The 21,106-nt window shown below is 63.0% G+C and carries 19 protein-coding genes; 10 read left to right on the top strand and 9 right to left on the bottom strand.

Features of this window, described 5'->3' with window-relative positions; genetic code table 11:
- The first annotated feature begins 65 nt into the window (after nucleotides 1–65).
- The gene (gene aztD, locus RPG13_RS29830; protein WP_337126676.1) at nucleotides 66–1,277 is read left to right on the top strand and encodes a zinc metallochaperone AztD; all 1,212 of its coding nucleotides are present in this window, start codon (nucleotides 66–68) and stop codon (nucleotides 1,275–1,277) included.
- Nucleotides 1,278–1,410: 133 nt separating this feature from the next.
- On the opposite strand, the gene RPG13_RS29825 is transcribed toward aztD, so the two are convergent.
- From RPG13_RS29825 to RPG13_RS29810, 4 genes are all read right to left on the bottom strand, one after another.
- Nucleotides 1,411–2,073, bottom strand: a complete 663-nt coding sequence (locus RPG13_RS29825; protein WP_127294538.1) for an aminotransferase class IV family protein — start codon at nucleotides 2,071–2,073, stop codon at nucleotides 1,411–1,413.
- Entirely contained in the window at nucleotides 2,022–3,167 is a 1,146-nt protein-coding gene (locus RPG13_RS29820; protein WP_095484079.1) for an aminodeoxychorismate synthase component I, read from the bottom strand. Before RPG13_RS29820 ends, RPG13_RS29825 begins: the two co-directional genes overlap by 52 nt.
- A gap of 167 nt (nucleotides 3,168–3,334) precedes the next feature.
- The gene (locus RPG13_RS29815) at nucleotides 3,335–4,087 is read right to left on the bottom strand and encodes a proton-conducting membrane transporter (protein ID WP_337126675.1); all 753 of its coding nucleotides are present in this window, start codon (nucleotides 4,085–4,087) and stop codon (nucleotides 3,335–3,337) included.
- 375 nt (nucleotides 4,088–4,462) lie between these two features.
- A complete protein-coding gene (locus RPG13_RS29810) occupies nucleotides 4,463–6,301 on the bottom strand; it encodes a M3 family oligoendopeptidase (RefSeq protein WP_128335176.1) in 1,839 nt (612 codons plus the stop codon).
- A 185-nt stretch (nucleotides 6,302–6,486) separates the two neighbouring features.
- On the opposite strand from RPG13_RS29810, the gene RPG13_RS29805 reads away from it, so the two are divergent.
- Together RPG13_RS29805 and RPG13_RS29800 are read left to right on the top strand one after the other, a co-directional pair.
- The gene (locus RPG13_RS29805) at nucleotides 6,487–8,028 is read left to right on the top strand and encodes a sigma-54-dependent transcriptional regulator (protein ID WP_337126674.1); all 1,542 of its coding nucleotides are present in this window, start codon (nucleotides 6,487–6,489) and stop codon (nucleotides 8,026–8,028) included.
- 378 nt (nucleotides 8,029–8,406) lie between these two features.
- Nucleotides 8,407–10,266, top strand: a complete 1,860-nt coding sequence (locus RPG13_RS29800; protein WP_292672040.1) for a DUF882 domain-containing protein — start codon at nucleotides 8,407–8,409, stop codon at nucleotides 10,264–10,266.
- A gap of 75 nt (nucleotides 10,267–10,341) precedes the next feature.
- Here the strand turns inward: RPG13_RS29800 and RPG13_RS29795 are convergent, their stop codons facing one another.
- Nucleotides 10,342–10,980, bottom strand: coding sequence for a 2-dehydro-3-deoxy-phosphogluconate aldolase (locus RPG13_RS29795; RefSeq protein WP_126105139.1), 639 nt, complete (start codon nucleotides 10,978–10,980; stop codon nucleotides 10,342–10,344).
- Between the two features lie 191 nt (nucleotides 10,981–11,171).
- Here RPG13_RS29795 and trhO point away from each other — a divergent pair, with 191 nt between their 5' ends.
- The 3 genes from trhO to RPG13_RS29780 all read left to right on the top strand — a co-directional run bounded on the left by trhO (nucleotide 11,172) and on the right by RPG13_RS29780 (nucleotide 14,241).
- Nucleotides 11,172–12,095 (top strand): oxygen-dependent tRNA uridine(34) hydroxylase TrhO, encoded by a 924-nt coding sequence (gene trhO / locus RPG13_RS29790; protein ID WP_337126673.1) that lies wholly within the window; start codon nucleotides 11,172–11,174, stop codon nucleotides 12,093–12,095.
- 353 nt (nucleotides 12,096–12,448) lie between these two features.
- Nucleotides 12,449–13,213 (top strand): tellurite resistance TerB family protein, encoded by a 765-nt coding sequence (locus RPG13_RS29785; RefSeq protein WP_095484085.1) that lies wholly within the window; start codon nucleotides 12,449–12,451, stop codon nucleotides 13,211–13,213.
- Nucleotides 13,214–13,485: 272 nt separating this feature from the next.
- The gene (locus tag RPG13_RS29780) at nucleotides 13,486–14,241 is read left to right on the top strand and encodes an SDR family oxidoreductase (RefSeq protein ID WP_128241834.1); all 756 of its coding nucleotides are present in this window, start codon (nucleotides 13,486–13,488) and stop codon (nucleotides 14,239–14,241) included.
- A gap of 9 nt (nucleotides 14,242–14,250) precedes the next feature.
- Here RPG13_RS29780 and RPG13_RS29775 read toward each other — a convergent pair whose 3' ends face one another.
- Together RPG13_RS29775 and RPG13_RS29770 are read right to left on the bottom strand one after the other, a co-directional pair.
- The gene (locus tag RPG13_RS29775; RefSeq protein WP_292624618.1) at nucleotides 14,251–14,631 is read right to left on the bottom strand and encodes a YciI family protein; all 381 of its coding nucleotides are present in this window, start codon (nucleotides 14,629–14,631) and stop codon (nucleotides 14,251–14,253) included.
- A 125-nt stretch (nucleotides 14,632–14,756) separates the two neighbouring features.
- The gene (locus tag RPG13_RS29770) at nucleotides 14,757–15,941 is read right to left on the bottom strand and encodes a pyridoxal phosphate-dependent aminotransferase (RefSeq protein ID WP_292624616.1); all 1,185 of its coding nucleotides are present in this window, start codon (nucleotides 15,939–15,941) and stop codon (nucleotides 14,757–14,759) included.
- An 83-nt stretch (nucleotides 15,942–16,024) separates the two neighbouring features.
- On the opposite strand from RPG13_RS29770, the gene RPG13_RS29765 reads away from it, so the two are divergent.
- The 4 genes from RPG13_RS29765 to denD all read left to right on the top strand — a co-directional run bounded on the left by RPG13_RS29765 (nucleotide 16,025) and on the right by denD (nucleotide 18,954).
- Entirely contained in the window at nucleotides 16,025–16,711 is a 687-nt protein-coding gene (locus tag RPG13_RS29765) for a GNAT family N-acetyltransferase (protein WP_127294558.1), read from the top strand.
- Between the two features lie 13 nt (nucleotides 16,712–16,724).
- Entirely contained in the window at nucleotides 16,725–17,711 is a 987-nt protein-coding gene (locus RPG13_RS29760; protein WP_292220620.1) for a cation diffusion facilitator family transporter, read from the top strand.
- 63 nt (nucleotides 17,712–17,774) lie between these two features.
- The gene (locus RPG13_RS29755) at nucleotides 17,775–17,981 is read left to right on the top strand and encodes a hypothetical protein (protein ID WP_128241839.1); all 207 of its coding nucleotides are present in this window, start codon (nucleotides 17,775–17,777) and stop codon (nucleotides 17,979–17,981) included.
- A 1-nt stretch (nucleotide 17,982) separates the two neighbouring features.
- A complete protein-coding gene (denD, locus tag RPG13_RS29750) occupies nucleotides 17,983–18,954 on the top strand; it encodes a D-erythronate dehydrogenase (RefSeq protein ID WP_337126672.1) in 972 nt (323 codons plus the stop codon).
- Nucleotides 18,955–19,238: 284 nt separating this feature from the next.
- Here the strand turns inward: denD and RPG13_RS29745 are convergent, their stop codons facing one another.
- A complete protein-coding gene (locus RPG13_RS29745) occupies nucleotides 19,239–20,384 on the bottom strand; it encodes a nickel/cobalt transporter (RefSeq protein WP_442921367.1) in 1,146 nt (381 codons plus the stop codon).
- A gap of 4 nt (nucleotides 20,385–20,388) precedes the next feature.
- The gene (locus RPG13_RS29740; protein ID WP_337126671.1) at nucleotides 20,389–21,057 is read right to left on the bottom strand and encodes a DUF1007 family protein; all 669 of its coding nucleotides are present in this window, start codon (nucleotides 21,055–21,057) and stop codon (nucleotides 20,389–20,391) included.
- Nucleotides 21,058–21,106: the final 49 nt, after the last annotated feature.

Here is a 21,106-nt window from a genome sequence, read left to right as displayed (position 1 = left end):
AAGGCGGAGCAATCCGCCTTTTCGTTGACCACAATCGGTTATGTAATAACATCAAGGAGAATATCGTGAGCACAAATTGGGCGTCAGCCACGGCCATCGCGCTGCTTCTGTCTCTATCAACAAGTGCTGCCCATGCCGAGGAGGTAACCGCCTGGCACCTCTTTATCTCGGACCACGCGGATCCGAAGGTGACCGTAATCGATGCGGTCAATGGCGGAAAGCTCGACACGTTCCAGATCAAAGGGCCGGCGTCGCTCCATCGCAGCGAAAGCGGCCGGACCGTGTTCGCCGTGCAGGGCTCAGCCGGCGTCGTTACCGGGATCGCGAGCGGCATTTCCTTCGAGGATCACGGCGAACACGGCGACATCGACGTCGAAGCGCCGAAGCTTGCCGGCGTCGAGATCGCAGGCGAGAAGCCGTCGCATTTCGTCGAGCATGACGGAGATTTCGCCGTTTTTTTCGACGGCGAAGGTGTCGCCCGTATCATCTCCGAGAAGGCCGTCCTGGAAGGCAAATCGGATTTCAGGGAAGTGAAGACGGACGCGCCGCAGCACGGCGTCGCAGTCGCCTATGGCTCCCATGTCCTCCTGTCGGAGCCGAACAGGGAAAAGCCGGACGAACTCCCGGTCGGCATCAGGGTCGCTGACAAAGCTGGCGCGCAGGTCGGCGGCATCCACGCCTGCCCCGACCTTCACGGGGAGGCATCTTCCGGCAATATCCTGGCTTTCGCCTGTGCGACCGGCCTGCTTGTCGTCACCCAACGCGACGGCACCCCGGCGATCCGCCATCTGCCCTATGCCGACAGCCTGCCGGACGGCAAAACGACAACTCTGATCGGCGGCAGAGGCCTGCAATATTTCCTCGGCAACTACGGTGCCGACAAGGTGGTGCTGATCGATCCGACACTCGAGAGCGACGCATTCCGGCTGATCGGCCTTCCAACGCGCCGCGTGCATTTCGCGGTCGATCCCGTTCGTGCGAAGTTCGCCTACGTCTTCACCGAGGACGGCCAGCTTCACCAGATCGACGTGGTGAAGGGGGAGATCGCAAACTCACTCAAGCTGACCGATCCCTATTCGATGGATGGCCACTGGAGCGACCCGAGGCCGCGTGTCGCGGTCGCCGGCGACAGGATCGTGGTCACGGATCCTTTGCAAGGTGTGTTGCATCTCGTTGACGCGACGTCGTTCGAGAAGACCGGTGACATTGCTGTCGAAGGCAAACCCTTCAACATCGTTTCCGTCGGCGGCTCCGGTCAGACCCACGAAGGCGAATAGTCGCTCCTCCCAAGCGGCTGCCGCGCGTCCGGCCCACTCTATCCCGGGCCGGACGCATTTTCCCCGACGCGCAAGGGAAAGCCATGATCGAGACACAGCCATCGGCGTCGTCCGGTGCCTTATCGGTTGCGTTTCAGCCCAGCCGCGCCGGGATCAATCCGCGCAGCGAATTGCCGACAAACAGCGCCTTGGCCGATTTCAAGTCATCCAAGGTGTAGATTGCTTCGCGGGCACGACCTTCATCCAGCAATTCGCCACGCAACACGCCAGGCAGCAGGCCGCAATCGAGCCGCGGCGTTGCCAGCACTCCGTCGCCGAAATCAGCAAAGAGATTGGTGATCGTGCCCTCACAGATTTCGCCACGCTCGTTGGCCAGCAGCACCTCGTCGGCGCGGCTAATCAGATATTCGGCTCGCGCCCGCTGATAGGTATCCCGGCGGCTCGTCTTGTGGCGCAGCAGCGTGTCGCTCGAATCGAGCCGCACCCGCGCCAGTTGCAGTCTCCACACCTTGTCGGCTGCATGCGGCTCATAAGGCAGCGCCGAGACCGTCACCTTGCCGCTGCGCGACAGGACAAGCCGTGTGCGCAAGGCTATGTCCGGCCGGTCGACGGCGTTCCTGAGCACCTCGCCGACCTTCTGCGGATCGCAGGCAAAACCCAGTTCGGCTGCCGAGCTGTAAAGGCGTGCCAAATGGCGGTCGAAACGGAGGAAGCCCTGGCCCGGCTGCCAGCGCATGGTTTCGATCAGGTCGAAATCGGCGGTGTTCCCGTCGCGTAGCGCGCTTTCAGCAGGCACTCCTGATACTCCTCCTCGGCCGTAGAATCGAAGACGACGCCGCCACCGATATTGTAGACGGCCTCGCCACTGGAAAAGAGCGATATCGTGCGGATCGCTACCGAAAAGCGCATCGTGCCGCTGGGCGCGATCCAGCCGATGGCGCCGCAATAGACGTCGCGCGGCGTGCCTTCCAGATCGTGCAGGATTTCCATGGCACGGATTTTTGGGGCGCCGGTGATCGATCCGCATGGAAACAGCGCAGCGAAGATCTGGCGGATGGTGAGGTCGGGCAAGAGCTTGGCCCGCACGCGGCTCACCATCTGGTGGACGGTCGGGTAGCTCTCAATGCGGAAAAGCTCCGGCACCTCCAGCGTGCCGACCTCGCTGATCAGCGAGATGTCGTTGCGCAACAGATCGACGATCATCCGGTTCTCAGCCTGGTTCTTCTCGTCATTGAGCAAGAACGCCTTCAGCCGCTTGTCTTCCGCCTTGGTCGCGCCGCGCGGGGCGGTGCCCTTCATCGGATGGGTCTCGATCATGCCTTCGGCATCGATCTCGAAGAACAGTTCCGGCGACCGCGACAAAACGACCGGATCGCCGAGCGCGATCAGCGCGCCGTATTTCACCGGCTGGCGGTCCGTCAGCGCATCGAAGGCAGCCAGCGGGTCGCCCGACCACTGCGCATGAACCGGAAAGGTCAGATTGCCCTGATAGCAATCACCTTTGCGAATGTGATTGTGGAGCCGCGCAAAGCGTTTTGCGTAATCTTCTGAAGACCAGGCAGCCTTTGCGTCGAAGATCGGACCGTTGGTCGCCGGCGCGTGGCTGCGCACGACCGTCTGTTCGACAGGCGCGTCAAAGATCCCCAGGCAGACAAGCGGGGCGCGGCGTCCACCAGGCAGCAGTGGAACGAGCTTCGGCTCGAGCAGGTAGCCGGCCTCGTAGGAGAAATATCCGGCCAGCCATTTGCCGGCGTCATGCGCGGCCTGCGCAATTTCCAGCGCCGGCAGGAAATCCTCCGCCTCATGCGCCACGATGATGCCGGACGGACGGTCGAAAACGAGCTGATGCGCGCGCTCGTCATTCCGGAAAATTGCAGAGGGCAGGGACATGGGGCTCGGATGCTGCGATCGATAACGCAAGCTATCGCTCTATATGGGGGCTCGATCGCGCGCAATCGAGAGAGCGGCGTCTCAAGACGCAAAGGCAGCCTTGGTGCAAAAGCAAACTGGCGGCACCTCGAGGCGCCGCCAGTCTGTGCTCGATGCCGGCAGGCAATTCAGGTGTTGCTCGCAGTCCCCGCGGTCGGGAAGCGGCGCGCAAATTCCTTCTCATCGCCGGCGGCAAGCAGTTTCGCCTGCTCGATCCAGCGCTCACGCTCGATGCGGCCGTCGAACTGGAGAACGTCTTCGATCCGCTTGATATCCGCCGCCGTCCAGGCGGCGATCTGAGCGTAGGTTCTGACCCCAAGGCCGTGCAGCTTCCGCTCGTTGACCGGGCCGATACCGATCAAGCGACGCAGACTGTCGGACTTGCCCGCTGGCGCTGTTGCCTTGCCTGCGGTGACTTTCTTTGCCGCCGGCGCAGCCTTGTTGGCTGTGGCGCTCGTTTTCGACGCGGCCGCTTTCGACGCACTTGCCGTTGGCGCGGCTGCCGCCTTGGCGGCCGCCGGTTTCTTGGGCGCGGTCTTTGCCGGCGTCGACTTGGCCGGCGCGGTCTTGGCCGTCGAAGTCTTGGCCGGCGCGGATGTCGACATCAATGCCGACGGTGCCGGGACTGCTGCCTTTGTCGCGCCGGTCTTGGCGCCTTGTGCCTCGGCCAACTGGCGCTCCAGGTCGGCGCGGGCGCCACGGCATACATCCAGCTCACCGGTCAGGCGGTCGGCATCGGCGCGCAGCCTGTCGCGCTCGCTGCGCGTGCGGTCCATGTCACCGCGCAGGCTGTCGAGCTCGCCACGCAGGCGTCCCCAGATGAACCAGCCAACCAACACACCTACCAAGAACGCCAGGAGCATGTAGAAAAAAGTGCCCATTGTCTCTCTCTCCAGTCCGATCCATCTGCCGTGGCCTGGAGTGGTGACCTTGGCACAAGGACCATTCGATGGTGGCTCCGCTGTTCGCGGAACAGCCGGCTTAAATCGAGCTGTCGGCGACCGGCTTTTCTTGCCATGGCCAACGGCCGCTGTCGCATTCGCCGAAGCGCCGTGACCGGCCGGAGATTTTTTCCTGGCCTGAGCCCCGCGCCCGACTGAGCTTGAGGCGGGACGCTATCATACAGATTCCGGAAAGCTAACGGAAAATTTCACGGAGAGTTATTTAAGAACATATATTTAGGGCAAGAATAGAACGGCCCGAATATGCATTGCGGCTAAACTGTTCTGTCGGCCCCGGATGTTCAGCGCTGTGTGTCAATTGTCCAAAGCTTCGAGCTCGTCGATCAGGCCGCCGATCACGCCAAGTCCGATCTGCCAGAAGGCAGGGTCGGTGGCGTCAAGGCCGAAGGGCGCAAGGAGTTCGGAATGATGCTTGGTGCCGCCGGCGCGCAGCATGGTAAAATATTTCTCCTGAAAGCCACGCTCTGCATTCTGGTAGACCGCATAGAGGGAATTCACCAGACAGTCGCCGAAAGCATAGGCGTAGACGTAGAAGGGCGAATGGATGAAGTGCGGGATGTAAGTCCAGAACACCTCATAGCCGTCGCGCAGCTTGATCGCCGGCCCGAGGCTTTCCGCCTGCACTTCCAACCAGAACTGGCCGAGCCTGTCGGATGTCAATTCGCCGTTCTTGCGTTCGGCATGCACCTTGCGCTCGAATTCGTAGAAGGCGATCTGGCGCACGACTGTGTTGATCATGTCCTCGACCTTCTGCGCGAGCATGGCCTTGCGCTCGCGCTTGTCCGTGGTCTGGTCGAGCAGCGAGCGGAAGGTCAGCATCTCGCCGAAGACGGATGCCGTCTCGGCCAGCGTCAGCGGCGTCGAAGCCATCAGCGCGCCCTGGCCTGCGGCCAGCACCTGATGCACGCCATGGCCAAGCTCATGCGCCAGCGTCATCACGTCGCGCGGCTTGCCCATGTAGTTGAGCAGAACATAGGGATGCGCCGACGGCACGGTCGGATGCGCGAAGGCGCCCGGCGACTTGCCCGGCCTGACCGGCGCGTCGATCCAGTTGCGGTCGAAGAAAACCCGGGCGATCTCCGCCATGTCAGGTGAAAAGCGCTGATAGGCGGAAAGCACCGTGTTCTTGGCCTCGTCCCAACCGATGATCGCCTGCGGGGTCTCTGGCAATGGCGCATTGCGGTCCCAGTGGTTCATCACGTCCATGCCAAGCCAACGCGCCTTCATCGCGTAGTAGCGGTGCGACAGGCGAGGATAGGCATCGCGAACGGCTGAGGCGAGCGCATCCACCACGCTGCGCTCGACGCGGTTGGCGAGATGGCGCGAATCGGCGATGTCCTCAAAGCCACGCCAGCGGTCGGAAATCTCCTTGTCCTTGGCCAGCGTGTTGGTGACCAGCGTGAACGTGCGCAAATTCTTGCGGAAGGTTGCGGCCAGCGCTTCAGAGGCCCGGCGGCGCACCTCGCCATCGGCGTGCTGGAGGCGGTTCAGCGCCGGCTCCAGGGTGAGCTCCTCGCCATCGATGTCGAAGCGCAGATCGGTCATGGTCTCGTCGAACAGGCGGTTCCAGGCGCCGCGTCCGGTAATCGACTTCTCGTGGAAAAGCTGCTCGACCCGATCCTCGAGCTGGTAGGGTTTGTCCATGCGCAGGTCGAGCACCCACGGCCGGTAGTGAGCGAAGGCGGGATCGGCAGCAAGCGCCGTCTCGATCGCGGCATCGTCGATGAGGTTCAGCTCGAGCGCGAAAAACAGGAGATGCGCGCTAGCGTCGGTCATCTTCTCCTGAATGTCGCCATAGAGCTTGGCGCGCTGCGGATCCGCGGTGTTGCCGGCATAGACCAGCCCGGCATAGGAGACGATCCGGCCGATCAGTTCCTCCAGCGCTTCATAGGCGGCAAGCGCCTCGCCCAGCCTGCCGCTGTCGCCGCGCTCCGCCTCGGCGGCGAGCGTGCCTTTCCAGCGGCTCTCGAAGCTAACGGCATCGGTCGCCGCCTTGGCGATATCGCGCGTCAGCTCGGGGGCGTCCATGCCCGGATAGAGATCGGTGAGATTCCATTCCGGCAGATCGCCGAGCTCCGCCGCGCCCTGACCGGACGATGCCGCCGCAAGCTGCCGACCAAAAACTTTGCGCATTGCCATATCTTCCAGAACCAAGATTCAAGGGGCCAAAATTCGAGGGGAACAGGAAGCCGGTCAAATCCTAAGGAATTCGTTCACCGGGTTTTTTGAAACCTTGTTTAGAACCCTGTGCCAAGATGGTCCACAGGGCGGAGTCTCCCCTTGGGTGGGCAAATTGGGCGGGCAGAGTTGAACCAGTCATGACAGGTTCCATACTCATAGTCGATGACGATCCCGTGCAGCGCAGGCTGCTCGAGGCGGCCGTGACGAAATTCGGCCACAGCGCGATCATCACGGATGGCGGCGAGGCGGGTCTCGACGCGCTCGACGGGCCGAATGCGCGCGACGTGTCGGTGGTCATTCTCGACCTTGTCATGCCGGGCCTCGATGGCATTGGCGTGCTGAAGGCGATGCGCGAGCGCGGCATCCATGTTCCGGTCATCGTGCAGACTGCCCAGGGTGGCATCGAGACCGTCGTTTCGGCCATGCGTCATGGCGCCTTCGATTTCGTCGTCAAGCCGGCCTCTCCCGACAGGCTGCAGGCATCGATCGGCAATGCGCTCAAAGTCGAGGCGGTCGAGGGCGAGATGAAGCGCACGTCGCGGCGGCGCGGTGGCCATCTGACCTTCAAGGACATGATCACGCACAGCCCGGCGATGGACCGGGTGATCCGCCTCGGCCAGAAGGCGGCCGCGTCCAACATCCCGATCCTGATCGAGGGCGAATCCGGCGTCGGCAAGGAACTGGTGGCGCGCGCCATCCAAGGCAGCGGCGACCGCCGCTCAAAACCCTTCGTCACCGTCAATTGCGGTGCCATTCCCGACAATCTGGTCGAATCGATCCTGTTCGGCCACGAGAAAGGCTCGTTCACCGGCGCCACCGAAAAACACACCGGCAAGTTCGTCGAGGCGCATTCGGGCACGCTCTTCCTCGACGAGATCGGCGACCTGCCGCTCGACGTGCAGGTCAAGCTGTTGCGCGCCGTGCAGGACGGTGAGGTTGATCCGGTCGGCGGGCGTTCGACCGTCAGGGTCGACATCAGGCTGATCTCGGCGACGCACCGCAATCTTCTGCAGCAGGTCAAGGACAGCAAGTTCCGCGAGGATCTGTTCTACCGGCTGAACGTCTATCCGATTTTCGTGCCGCCGCTGCGCGATCGTCGCGAAGACATCCCGTATTTGGTCGAGCACTTCCTGGAGAAGGTTGCGCCCACCGATCCACGTCGCCGTCTGCACGGCATTTCGGCTGCGGCGCTCGCTATGCTGCAGGCCTACGACTGGCCGGGAAACATCCGGCAGCTGGAAAACGCCGTCTTCCGGGCCTCGGTGCTTTGCGAAGGCGATGTGCTGACTGAGGAGGAGTTTCCGCAGATCCGGGCGCAGGTCGAGGGCACCGTCAACCTCGATGCGCATGGCGCGTTGCCATATCCCGCATCGCCCTTGATCATCGGGCCGCTTGGCGAGGACGCGCCGGCCAATAACGGCATCGCTGCGACCGAGACCGATCCGCCGGCCAGTCCGCAGCCCCGCTTCGGCACGCTGCGGGCGCTCGACGAACGCGGCAATGTACGCGCGCTGGCCGATGTCGAACTCGAAATGATCAAGCTCGCCATCGACCATTACAGCGGCCAGATGAGCGAAGTTGCCCGCCGCCTCGGCATCGGCCGCTCGACGCTCTACAGGAAGCTCAAGGAATACGGCATCGATCCGGAAACAGGCCGTGTCGACCGGCTTGCTTCCTGACAAAGCAAGTTCGAACCAGCTTGCCAGCCCGGCGTCAGGACGTTTGACATCATCGATGAGGGCGTGACGCGCATCAGACGGCATGCTTGCGGCAGTGTTCACGCATTAAGGCGGTCGGTAACAGATCGTGTTCATGGCAAAGCCCGAAACATGATCTAAACCAGCAGTTTACCAAGAAACCCTGCGCAATATTTTTGACGGGATATCGCCACGGTGTTACCGCATTTCGGCTTCAATAAGCGATGATTAACCATTAGGATCGATATTCGGATGCAAACATCATCGCATCCGTTGGTCAAATCCGGGGACAAACGGCAGCCTGCAAGGCCTTTTGATTTGAACAAAGTCGAACGACACACAAACGGGCGGCACTATCACATGAGCGTCTGGCCGAGATGGCTGGCAGCGGTGATTCTCGCCTTTGGCTTCCTTGCAGCGGCTGCGACCGGGGCCAGCGCCCAGACACGTTCGCTGAAACTCTATAACCTCCACACCAAAGAGAAGGCGGAGATCGTCTTCAAGCGCGGCGGCCGCTACGACCAGGCGGGTCTGAAAAAGATCAACGTCATCCTGCGCGACTGGCGCCGCAACGAGCCGACCAAGATGGATCCGCGCCTGCTGGACCTGGTCTGGGAGGCTTACCGGCAGAGCGGCGCCCGCGACTATATCCAGGTCGTGTGCGGTTATCGCTCGTCGTCCACGAACTCGATGCTGCGCAGTCGCAGCAGGGGCGTCGCCAAGAAAAGCCAGCATATGCTCGGCAAGGCGATGGACTTTTACATTCCCGGTGTGCCGCTGAAGAAACTGCGCGACATCGGTCTGCGGATGCAGGGCGGCGGCGTCGGCTACTATCCGTCGTCCGGCTCGCCCTTTGTCCACATGGATGTCGGCAATGTGCGCCACTGGCCGGGCATCAGCCGCCAGGAGCTGGCGCGCGTGTTCCCCAATGGCAAGACGCTGCACGTGCCGAGCGACGGCAAGCCGCTGCCCGGCTATTCACAGGCGCTCGCCTCCTACAAGTCGCGCAAGGGCGCCGGCAGCCCCGCTATTGAACTGGCCAGCGCAGGTGGCGGTTCCAAAAGATCCGGCGGTCTGCTGGCGGCTTTCTTCGGCGGCGGTGAAGACGAGGCGGATGACAGCGCCGATGTGGCAGCCGCGCCGGCGCCGAAGCCAAAGACCGTGAAACTGGCGAACGCGAAGCCGGCGCCGGCCGCCAAGGACAGCAAGCTTCCGGGCATTGCCATCGTGTCGCCTGAGGATGCCAAGCGCGCCGAGATTCCGCAAATCGCCGATGCGCCTGCTCCGGAACCGGAGGAGGACACGCCGGAAACGATCATCGCGGCGCTGCCGGCGCGCAGCATTCCGCTGCCTGATTTCGCCCCGCGTCCGAAGACCGATGTCGGCGCCCAGCCACCCGAAAACGTTCCGTTCGGCGTGGCGGATGCCACCGCTACCACCGAACAGGCGGTGGCGACCGCACAAGCGCCGGCAAGCGCTCCGTTTGGCATGGCCGACCCGTCCGCTGTCGCCGATCCGGCGCAGGCTGTGGCCAACAACATTCCGTTGCCGACCTGGCGTCCCAATCACTCGCTGCCGGCCGACGTTGCTGCGGCCGACCTTGCGCCGCAGGACAAGGACGTGCTTTTGGCGCTGGCGGATACGGCCGGGCACGGCAAGACCGCTACCGATGCGTTCTCGGTGCTGCCGTCGGCGCGCCCCCACTTGGCCCAGCCCGACTTGGCCCAGCCCGACCAAGTCCAACCCGACGCGGTCAAGGCCGTCCTTGAGCGGGTCAGCGCAACCGACGAATACCAGGTCGCTTCGCTCTCCCAGCCGAGCTCGGTCTTCAGCGACGCGGCGAACGTCAATGCCGCATCGCCGCGCGAGGCCGTCTTTGCCCGCCCGGCCGGCTCCGATCCGGCTGCGGCGATCGGTGCGGGTGTGAAGACTACGCGCAAGGCAGCCAGGGCAACCGCCCGGGACCTGAAGCCTGGTCCCAAATCCGTGGTGGTCGCCGCCGAGCCGAAGGCTGCGCGTTGGGCGTTGAACAGCGGCGAGAATGTTGCCACTGTCTCCAGCGCAACGACGGCGCCGCGCTATGCCTACAATATCGTGCACACGCCGCCGAGCGAGGTCTACACCGCGGGCTTCCAGCCGAACGATCAGATGGCCGACGCCAACCGGTTCACCGGCAATGCCGTCAAGTTCCTGTCGGTCGCCCGCTTCCAGACCAAATAGCGGATCGACCAAGCATTACAAAAGCCGCGCCGCGCAATCCGCGCGGCAGCCAATCCACTTGGGTTCAAGGTGTCTCTATCGCCCGAGCTTGCTCGCGGCTCGCGCCAGGGCTTCGATTTCATCCCACTTGCCGGCCTTGACCAAATCGTCCGGCGCCACCCAGGAGCCGCCGACGCAGATGACGTTGGGCAGGCTCAGATAGTCGGCGGCGTTCTTGCCGGTGATGCCGCCGGTCGGGCAAAATTTGACGTCCGCGAGCGGCGAGGCGAATGCCTTGAGCGAGGCGATGCCGCCTGACTGTTCCGCCGGGAAGAACTTCAGGAAACGCAAGCCTGCCTCGCGGGCGGCCATGATCTCACCCGGCGTGATGGCGCCGGGCAGCAACGGCACGTCGCTGTCCTTCGCCGCCGCCAGAAGCTCACGGGTGATGCCGGGGCTGACGATGAACTTCGAGCCGGCTGCTGCCGCCTCGCCGAACTGGCGTGCGTCCAGAATGGTTCCGGCGCCGACGATGGCGTCCTCGACTTCGCCTGCCACGAGCCGGATCGCCTCCAGCGCGTCAGCGGTTCGCAGCGTGATCTCGATCGCCGGCAGGCCGCCGCGCGCCAGGGCGCGCGCCAGCGGCACGGCGTCAGTGACATTGGCGATCTTCAGCACCGGGATGACTGGCTGGCCGTTAAGGAGCGACAGGAGCTTTTCGGTCTTGCTGGGCATTTGTCGTCTCTCCGGTATTGATCCGTTCAACCGGTTAGCAGAAGGCCGTTTTTCTGTCCACGAAACGAAGCGTGTCGCGATGTCACGCACTGCCGGCAATGCCGTCAGCCCGACTGTCAAAGCCACCAAGGAGAGGCTGGTCCACGCGTCAGCCTTGAATCGGCTTTCATGAGCGTTTAGTGGCTTCGGCGATGACACTGCCCAATCAAACTTTCCGCGTCGCCGCGCTCTACAGGTTTGCCCGGCTCGACGACTTCGAAGCGTTGCGTGCGCCGCTCGCCGTCTTCTGCTGCGGACGCGGTATCAAAGGCACGCTGCTTCTGGCGCATGAGGGCATCAATGGCACGGTCGCCGGCAGCGAAGCTGATATCGCCGCGCTCATCGAGCATCTCGAATCCATCGAAGGTCTCGCCGGTCTCGAGGTCAAGTACAGCAGCGCCGCGCAGATGCCGTTCCACCGTATGAAGGTGCGGCTGAAGCGCGAGATCGTCACCATGGGCGTTGGGGATATCGATCCGGCGGCAAGCGCCGGCACTTATGTCGCGCCAGCCGACTGGAACGCGCTGATCTCGGATGCGGACACGATCGTCATCGACACGCGCAACGCCTATGAGGTGTCGATCGGCACCTTCAAGGGCGCGGTCGATCCCGCCACGACGAGCTTTCGCGAATTCCCGGCCTGGGTCGATCAGCATCGGGCCGAACTCGTCGGCCGGAAGGTGGCGATGTTCTGCACTGGCGGCATACGCTGCGAGAAGGCGACAGCCTATGTGAAGTCGCTCGGCTTCGAGGATGTGTTCCATCTCAAGGGCGGCATCCTGAAATATCTCGAAGAGGTGCCCGCCGAACAGAGCCTCTGGCAGGGCGAGTGCTTCGTCTTCGACGAGCGCGTCTCGGTGTCTCACGGCCTGGTCGAGGGTGAGGCTGAACTGTGCCGCGCCTGCCGGCATCCGCTGACCGGGCAGGAGCGGCTGTCGCCGAAATACGCCGCCGGCACCTCATGCCCGCATTGCTTCGATGCCCGTTCCGACGAGGATCGCGCGCGCTACGCCGAGCGCCAGCGCCAGGTCGAGCTTGCGCAAGCGCAAGGCAGGGACCCGCACATCGGCGGTTAGAGCGCTTCATCGTTTCACGGAAACGCCGAACCGCTCTATCTCTTTGTTTTGCGCAATTCCGGACGGAAAACCGTTTCACACTTTTCCTGGAATTGCTCTAGAGCGACGTGCGTCAGCTTGGAGGCACAAAGTACGCTCTAACATTTTGAATCTACGCATTGTGTTTTCCGAAAATCGATTCGGATTTTCGGGCCGATGCGTTAGGAACACGCATATCCTGACACCACCTGCTCGTTTGCGTCATCACTGGCAAGGCGCCCACCCGTCATTGTAATGTCAATATGCGGGGCCTACCTCTTCAACGTCCGAAACCTGCCCGTGCACGTTCGGCCGGGCCAATTCTGGAGGCATTGATGTTCGATCCCAAGAAGCTCCTCGACGATCTGCTCGGCTCGCAAATTCCCGGGACGGGGTCGACCGTCCGCGAAAAAGGGGGGCAGGCTGTGCAGATGGCCAAGGACAATCCCCTGGCGGCCGGCGCGCTGGCCGCGGTGCTGCTCGGGACCGGCGCTGGCCGTCAGATCACCGGCACTGCGGTGAAGCTCGGTGGCCTGGCCGCGATCGGTGGCCTCGCCTACAAGGCCTACCAGAACTACAAGAGCGGCAGTGCGCCGGCTGAGACGCAGGTTGCCGGTGAGCCGGAATTGCTGCCGCCGCCCGCTGACACCGCCTTCCATCCCTCGCAGGCGCCGCAAGGCGAGGACGAATTCACGCTGACGCTGGTGCGGGCGATGATTTCGGCGGCGAAGGCCGACGGCCATATAGACGACGGCGAGCGGCAGAAGATCGCCGGCAAGCTCAGCCTCGCGGGCATCGGCTCCGACGCTGAGAAATTCCTGATGTCGGAGCTGGAAACGCCGCTCGATCTGGATACGCTGGTCGCTGGCGCCCAAACCGACGCGCAGAAGCTCGAACTCTACACCGCCTCGCGGCTCACCATCGATCCGGATACGCGTGCCGAACGCGGCTATCTCGATCTGCTCGCCGGCCGCCTCGGCCTGCCGGACGCGCTGGTCGACCATGTCGAGGCGACGGTGTCGGCGGCAAAGGTGCCAGCGGAGGGCGCCAGCGAGGCAGCAAAGGCGGCTAGCAAGACCGCTCCCAATTCGCGCTGGTAGGCTGCAACCGTAGGGAGCTGACTGGCCAGATTTCGCGCTAACGTCTCGTTAACCCGGCGAGCGCATGATTTTAGGCAGTCGGATCGGCTTCCTCCTCCCAAGCCCGGTTCAGATCAGGGCGGCCGCCAATGGCCGCCCTTTTTGTCGGCGCAGCTAGCGCATAACCCGAAATCGGAATCGATTTTTGGACGCGATCATGCGCAAAATCAAATTGCTCAAAATCAAGGTGCTATAGCGTCCTTGCGGACATACGGCGCTGTAGGAGGACAGTTATGACAGACTACAAAACCGCCATCGTCACCGGCGCCGGCACGGGCATCGGTAAAAGCGTCGCCACGGCGCTGCTCAAGGCCGGCTGGAATACGGTGTTCTGCGGACGCCGCAAGCAGGTGCTGAAAGAGGCGATCGCCGAGGCCGGATCGACACAAGCCAAAGCGTTGGCGGTTGCCTGCGACATCAGCAAGGCCGACCAGGTCGACGAGATGTTCGAGACGGTGGCGGCGGCTTTCGGTCGTGTCGACCTGCTCTTCAACAATGCCGGCACGAGCTACAAGTCGACGTTGATCGACGAGATCCCCGTCGAGGTGTGGAACGACATCGTCGGGGTCAATCTCACCGGCTCGTTCCTGTGCGCCCGCGCCGCCTTTGGCGCCATGCGCAGGCAGCGGCCGATGGGTGGCCGCATCATCAACAACGGCTCGGTCTCGGCCTACGCGCCGCGGCCGGGCTCGGTGCCTTATACCGCGACCAAGCACGCCATTACCGGGCTGACCAAGACGCTGGCGCTGGACGGCCGGCCTTATGACATCGCCTGCGGCCAGATCGACATCGGCAACGCCTTGACCGACATGGCGCAGGCGATGACGGTCGGGGTGCCGCAAGCCAATGGCTCCATCGCCGCCGAAGCGGTGATGGACGTCGAGCGCGTCGCCGATGCCGTCGTTCATATGGCCAGCCTGCCGCTCGACGCCAATGTGCTGTTCATGACTGTGATGGCGACGAAAATGCCGTACGTCGGGCGAGGGTGAGCAGCCGCTCTAGGACTGCGTGACCGGAAGCGCCACGCCGGGAAGATATAGCGAGATTGGACGGATTTCGTAGACGGCGGTCGGATTGACGCGACGAAGGTCGCGTGCAATCGCGATCGCGGCATCACGCGTGGCGCAGTCGACGACGTAGAGTCCCAACAATTGCTCCTTGGTCTCGGCGAAGGGTCCGTCAATGACCATTCCGGCGCCCGGCCCGCGCAAGGTACACGCGTCTTGTGTCGCCCCGAGCCGCGCCGCCGGGCCAAGGCTACCTTCCCGGTATAGCCGCTCGTTGATCTGGAGCAGGTCGGTCATCAACGCCGCATCCTCCTGCGGCGTCAGCGCCGTGATCGCTTCTTCCACGTGATAGGCGAGGATGGCATAGAACATCTGACGTCACCTTTCTTCGGTCGTGAATTCTATCGCCGAACGCGCAAAGAGCGCTGTGGCACTTTGATTTGCGCATGATCCCCAGGGAAAATCGATTCCGATTTTCCCTGGGGATGCGCTTGTCCTCATTTGCCCAGAAACGCCTCGATCCGCTCCAGCGCGCGCAGGATGTTCTCTTCGGAATTGGCGTAGGACAGCCTGATGTAGCCTTCGCCGAGAATGCCGAAATCAGGTCCGCCGATCAGCGCCACGCCGGCATCCTCGAGCAGGGCGGACGCCAGCTTCTTGGCCTTCCAGCCGGTCTTCGAAACGTTGGGGAAGGCATAGAATGCGCCCTTCGGCGTGATGCAGGAAACGCCAGGCAAGGCGTTCAGTCCCTCGACCACGACCTTCCTGCGGCGGTCGAAGGCGCGCATCATCTTGTCGACGTCGTCCTGCGGGCCGTCGATGGCGGCGATGCCGGCATACTGGCTCGGCGCGTTGACGCAGGACCAGCAATTGACCGCCAGCTTGCGCACCTTGTCGTAGAGGTGGGCGCCCTTGTCGCCGTTCGGCCAGATCGACCAGCCCATGCGCCAGCCGGTCATCGCCCAGGTCTTGGACCAGCCGTTGAGCACGATCAGCCGGTCACGGATTTCAGGGAAATTGAGCAGCGAGCAGTGTGTCTCGCCGTCATAGGTCATCACGTCGTAGATCTCGTCAGAGAGGATGGCGACATCAGGGTGCGCTTCCAGCCCCTTGACCAGCTTCTCGATCTCGGCGCGGGGGGTGACCCCGCCGGTCGGGTTGGCCGGCGAGTTGAGGATCAGCAGCCTGGTCTTCGGCGTGATCAGTGCCAGCGTCTCCTGCGCCGAGAAGGCAAAGCCGTTCTCCTCGCGCATTGGCACCGGTACCGGGGCGGCGCCGGTGAACTCGATCATCGAGCGATAGATGGGAAAGCCGGGATCGGGATAGAGAATTTCAGCGCCCGGTTCGCCGAACATCAGGATCGCTGCGAACATGGTCGGCTTGCCACCGGGCAGGATCATCACCGACTCAGGCGACACCTCGACCCCGGTGGTGGTCAGCGTGCGGCGCACCACCGCTTCGCGTGTCGCCAGCAGGCCGTTGGCCGGCGTATAGCCGTGATGGCCGTCGCGCAGCGCCTTGATCGCAGCCTCGACGATGTGCTGCGGCGTCTTGAAGTCGGGCTGGCCGATGCCGAGATTGACGATGTCGCGGCCCTGATGGGCAAGCGCGGTGGCACGCGCCAGCACCGCGAAGGCATTTTCCTCGCCGAGGCGGTCGAAGGCCGAAATCGTGTGGAGCATTTTTCCCGTCCGTGTGGTTCTTTCGCCGAGCGACCGTTTTTGTGAGCGTCCGCTCACAAAAGTCAAACGGATTGGAGTTTTTGGTGTCGGAAAATCTCGAGAATTGGCAACCGCGCCCGCGGCCCGAACGCAAAGTGCTGGAGGGGCGCTATGTCAGGCTGGAACCGCTCAACGCTGAAAAGCACGGCGGCGGCTTGTTTGAAGCATCCTCGGTGCCCGACGTGGATGGCCGCTTCGCCTGGCTGCCTGACTACCCACCGCAGACCCGTGCCGCCTTCCAGCCTTGGCTGGACAAGGCCGAAGCCAGCGAAGATCCGCTGTTCTTCACCGTCATCGACAAGGCCAGCGGAAAAATTGCCGGGCGCCAGACGCTGATGCGCATCGATCCGGCCTATGGCGTGATCGAGATCGGCAACATCTATTGGGGTCCGCTGATCTCGCGCAAGCCGGCGGCGACGGAAGCGCAGTTCCTGTTCATGAAATACATCTTCGACGAGCTTGGCTATCGCCGCTACGAATGGAAATGCAACAACCGTAACGAGCCGTCGAAGCGCGCGGCGGAACGTTTCGGCTTCAAGTTCGAGGGCATTTTTCGCCAGCATCTTGTGGTCAAGGGCGAAAACCGCGATACCGCGTGGTACTCGATCATCGACAAGGAGTGGCCGGCATTGCGCAGAGCCTATGAGGCATGGCTCGATCCGGCCAATTTCGAGGGCGACGGCCGGCAGAAGCGACGGCTCGAGGATTTCCGTGCCGAGTTCGGTGCGTAGCGGGAGTTCGTGAATGGCGCATACCCATGATCACGGTTCGCAGGGGCACGACCACAGCCACGGCGCCGGTCATGTGCACGGCTCTACCGACAAGAAACGGGTGCTGATCGCGGCCTGCCTGACTGCCGGCTTCATGGTCGTGGAAGCGCTTGGCGGTCTCTTCACCGGATCGCTGGCGCTGCTGGCGGATGCCGGCCACATGCTTGCCGATTGCATCGCGCTCGGCCTTGCCTGGTATGCTTTTCATCTGGCTGGCCGGCCGGCCACCGTTCGTCTCACCTATGGTTTCGGCCGGGTCAAGACGCTGGTCGCCTATACCAACGGCATCGCGATCTTCGCCATTGCGCTATGGATCATCTATGAGGCCTGGGAACGCTTGCTGACGCCTGCGCCCGTGCTCGGCGGGCCGATGTTGGTCGTTGCGGTCGCCGGTCTGCTGGTCAATGTCGGCTCCTTCTTCGTGCTGCATGGCGGCGACCGCGACAGCCTGAACATGCGCGGCGCCATCCTGCACGTGCTCGGCGATCTGCTTGGCTCGGCGGCTGCGATCATAGCTGCCCTGATCATCCTGGCGACGGGCTGGACGCCTATCGATCCGATCCTGTCCGTCCTTGTCTCGCTGCTGATCCTGTCCACGGCCTGGTCACTGATGCGCGAAGCAGCCCATGTCCTGCTCGAAGGCGTGCCGGCAAGGCTCGATCGCGACCTGATCGCCAGGGATATAGAGGGGACAATCACGGGCGTGCGCGAGGTCCATCACATGCATGTCTGGTCGCTCGACGGGTCAAGCAACATGGCGACCTTGCATGCCTGTCTCAACGACGGCGTCGATGCCCATAAAGCGGTCAGCGCCATCAAGAAGCGGCTTGCCGCCGAGCATGGAATTGCCCACGCCACCGTGGAACCGGAATTCGGCCAATGCGCCGACAGCCATGATGAGCACCACGGCGAGCACGACCATGCGCACGATGCGGCTCCGCATCGTGGCCACTATCACTGACACCGGGAGTTCCATGGCATTGGTAACGAACTTGATGAATTCCCGCCGCGTCGGGACGACTTGATGGACCGCGACACGCGCAATGCGGCGATAGGCGCCCTCTGGGTGCTGCTGCTGTTCGGCATCGCCGCCTACTATCTGCCAACCGTGATGCTGGCGGTCGGCCGCGTCTCGACCATTCTTGCGGCTGCTATTGCCGCTGTCTTCATGGTGGCGATCTTTGTCGTGTTCTGGCTGCGCGGTCGCAGCCAGCGCAAAAGAGGAAAATGATATGCGTATCCTGATAACCGGTGCGGCAGGCATGGTCGGCCGCAAGCTCATCGCCCGGCTGGCGAAAGACGGAACGCTCAGCGGCCGGAAGATCGCCGCGCTCGACCTTCACGATATCGTGCCGCCGCGGGCGCCGGTCCTGGAAGGCGTCGATGTTGTCATCCACACCGGCGATCTTGCTGCGCCGAGCGCGACGGAAAGGCTGGTCGCGTCGCGCTCCGACGTGATTTTCCACTTGGCAGGTGTGGTATCGGGCGAGGCGGAAGCCGATTTCGATCTCGGCTACCGCGTCAATCTCGACGGCACCAGGGCGCTGTTCGATGCCATAAGGCTGACCGGGTTTGCACCGCGCATCGTCTTCACCTCGTCGATCGCCGTGTTCGGCGCGCCATTTCCGGACGTTATATCAGACGAATTCCACCCGACGCCGTTGACCTCCTACGGCACGCAGAAGCTGATGGGCGAAGCGCTGCTCGCCGATTACACGCGGCGCGGCTTCTTTGACGGCATCGGCATCAGGCTGCCGACCATCTGCGTCAGGCCCGGAAAACCGAACAAGGCCGCATCGGGCTTCTTCTCCGGCATTATCCGTGAGCCGTTGAGCGGCCAGGAAGCGATATTGCCGGTGCCGCGCTCTGTCTTGCACACCCATGCCAGCCCGCGCTCGGCGGTGAATTTTCTGATCCACGCAGCAGGGATCGACGGCAGCGCCGTCGGTCCGCGCCGAAATCTGACGATGCCCGGCGTCGCCGTCACGGTCGGCGAGCAGATCGAGGCATTGGAGCGCATTGCCGGCGCCAAGGCGGTGAACCTGATCCGCGAGGAGCCCGACGACACGATCTGGGCGATCGTGAAGGGCTGGCCGACACGGTTCGAGGCGCGGCGATCAAGGGAGCTTGGCTTTGCCGCCGAAACCAGCTTCGACGACATCATCCGCGCCCATATCGAGGACGAGCTGGACGGGAAGATCTAACTTACGTTGATATTCAGGTCATGGTGGGCTGCCGCCTTCGGTACTACGCCATTGTCGACCTCGGCACTGCCCCTCACCTGCCTGCCGGCATCCTCTCCCCGTAAACGGGGCGAGGGGTCCTCTCATCGACGGCTTCGCCAATCGCCAGCGCTGCCAGAAGCAGCGCGGCCAGCTCCTTCTCCCCGTCACTATGCGGGGAGAAGTGCCCGGCAGGGCGATGAGGGGCGGCGCTGAGATCGACAATTCGTAGTCAGTACTGGAGGGCTGCGCGTCCGATCAAGGCGTCATCCGCCAGTCGCTAGGCTCGCCGAAAGCAGCAGCAACCCGAACAGGAAGACGAAAGCGGCGCCGCCGATCTCGACGATCGAGTGGATGCGGTTGCCCATGCGGCCGTCGCCGGCGAAATAGACCGCCCAGTTCTTGGCCGTCACCGCCAACGTCGCCAAGACCGAGACCGTGATCGCGGTGCCGAGCGCCATGGCCAGCACCGACAGGATGCCGCCGAACCACAGCCCGTTGAGCATGGCAAAGCTCAGCACGATCAGCGCGCCCGAGCAGGGCCGGATACCGACCGCAGCCACCGCCGTCCAGGCGGTGCGCCAGTCGAAGCGGTCGCCGGAAAGCAGCGCCGGGTCGGGCGCGTGTGAATGTCCGCACGTCTCGCAGACTTCGCCCGCCGCATGGTGATGATGCTCGTGCCCGCCACGGTCACGGTGATGGTCGTGTGCGCCATGATCGTGGCTATCATGGTCGTCATTCGCATTGGCGTGAAGCGCGTGGGAATGCGCCGAATGTGCATGTGCAGAATGTGAGTGGCCTGCGTGCGAATGGCCGGCATGGGCCGCCGAGAGGCTGTAGGCAGGGCTCGCGCCGAACAGGCGAAGAATGGCGGGGCCGGTCTTGCGCCACAAAAGCCAGGCTCCGAACAGAGTGACGAAGACATAGCTCATGATTTCGAGGAACCATGCCGCATCGGTCATCGATATAGCGGTGCCGCGCAAGACGAAGTAGGCGAGCATCATTACCAGGATGGCCGTCAGCGCCTGCAGCAGGGCCGAGACGAAGGACAGCATGATTCCGCGCTTGAGCGCGACTTCGTTCGCCACCATGTAGGACGAGATTACTGCCTTGCCGTGACCGGGGCCGGCGGCATGGAAAATGCCATAGGCGAAGGACAGGCCGATAAGCAGCCACAACTTGCTGCCGTCCTCGCGCATCGCCTTCATCGCGCCGGCAAGCGCGCGGTAGAATTCCTGCTGGCGCAGATTGATCCACATCAGGACATGGGCGAACGGGCCGGTGGTGGGAGCTATCCCGTCATTGGTGCCGATGCCGAGCGAGCTCTGGGCGTGGGCGGCGCCGAGGAAATGCGTCATCGCAAGGGCGACGGCCAAAAGGCCGAAAGCCAAACGCAGGGACGGTTTCGTCACCGGATTATCCTTCTGGCTGACAGTTCATTTCAAGCTTGGTCGCAAAGATCTTGCTCATATCGGTGCCTGTCGGATCGTTGAAGAAGGCGTCCGTCAGGGTCTTCTGGTTCTCGGCGATCGCCTCGTCGGGGTTCGGACGAACGACTTTGCTCGTGCATTTCGACGGCATGCCGTCGACCTGCAGATTGGCATCCTCGGTGAAATCGATCGCCGTGTAGAAGGTCGGGTCGTAGACGCCGATATCGATCTTGCCGGCCAGCTTCATCGGCGCCTTCGGTTCGGATTCGAACAGGATGATGAGTTGGTCGTTCTCGAAATTGGCCATCAGCTGCGGCGGCGGGTTCATCGCCTCGTCCTTGCCGTCGACGGTGACGAGTTGGAAATAATTGAACTCCGCCAGCGAAGCATGGACGGTGTCGGCGACTTCCTTCAGCTCCTTGTCGTCGAGCTTCAGGTCAGAATTCTTGTCGAATTCCATCATCACCGTGCTCGAAAACAAATCGTCGAAGCGCCAGAGATGGCGCAACGCCTTCACACTTTGGTGATCCGGGCTGAGAACCACTTCGAGGCGGGCCTCGGCGAAGACGTGGGGATGCACTTCGGCCGGCACGACCATGGCAAATGTCGCCGCCATGGCCGAAGCCATCATGATTGCTTGCCGTTTCAGATGCATTCTCGGTCGCGATTCCATCGACTTCGGTAAATATCGAGAGTTACCAGAA

The sequence above is a fragment of the Mesorhizobium sp. ISC15 genome (assembly GCF_037162615.1).
In the GTDB taxonomy this organism is placed as follows: Bacteria; Pseudomonadota; Alphaproteobacteria; order Rhizobiales; family Rhizobiaceae; genus Mesorhizobium; species Mesorhizobium mediterraneum.
Note: the sequence above shows the minus strand (reverse complement) of the source record. Positions and strands in the feature narration are given on the sequence as shown.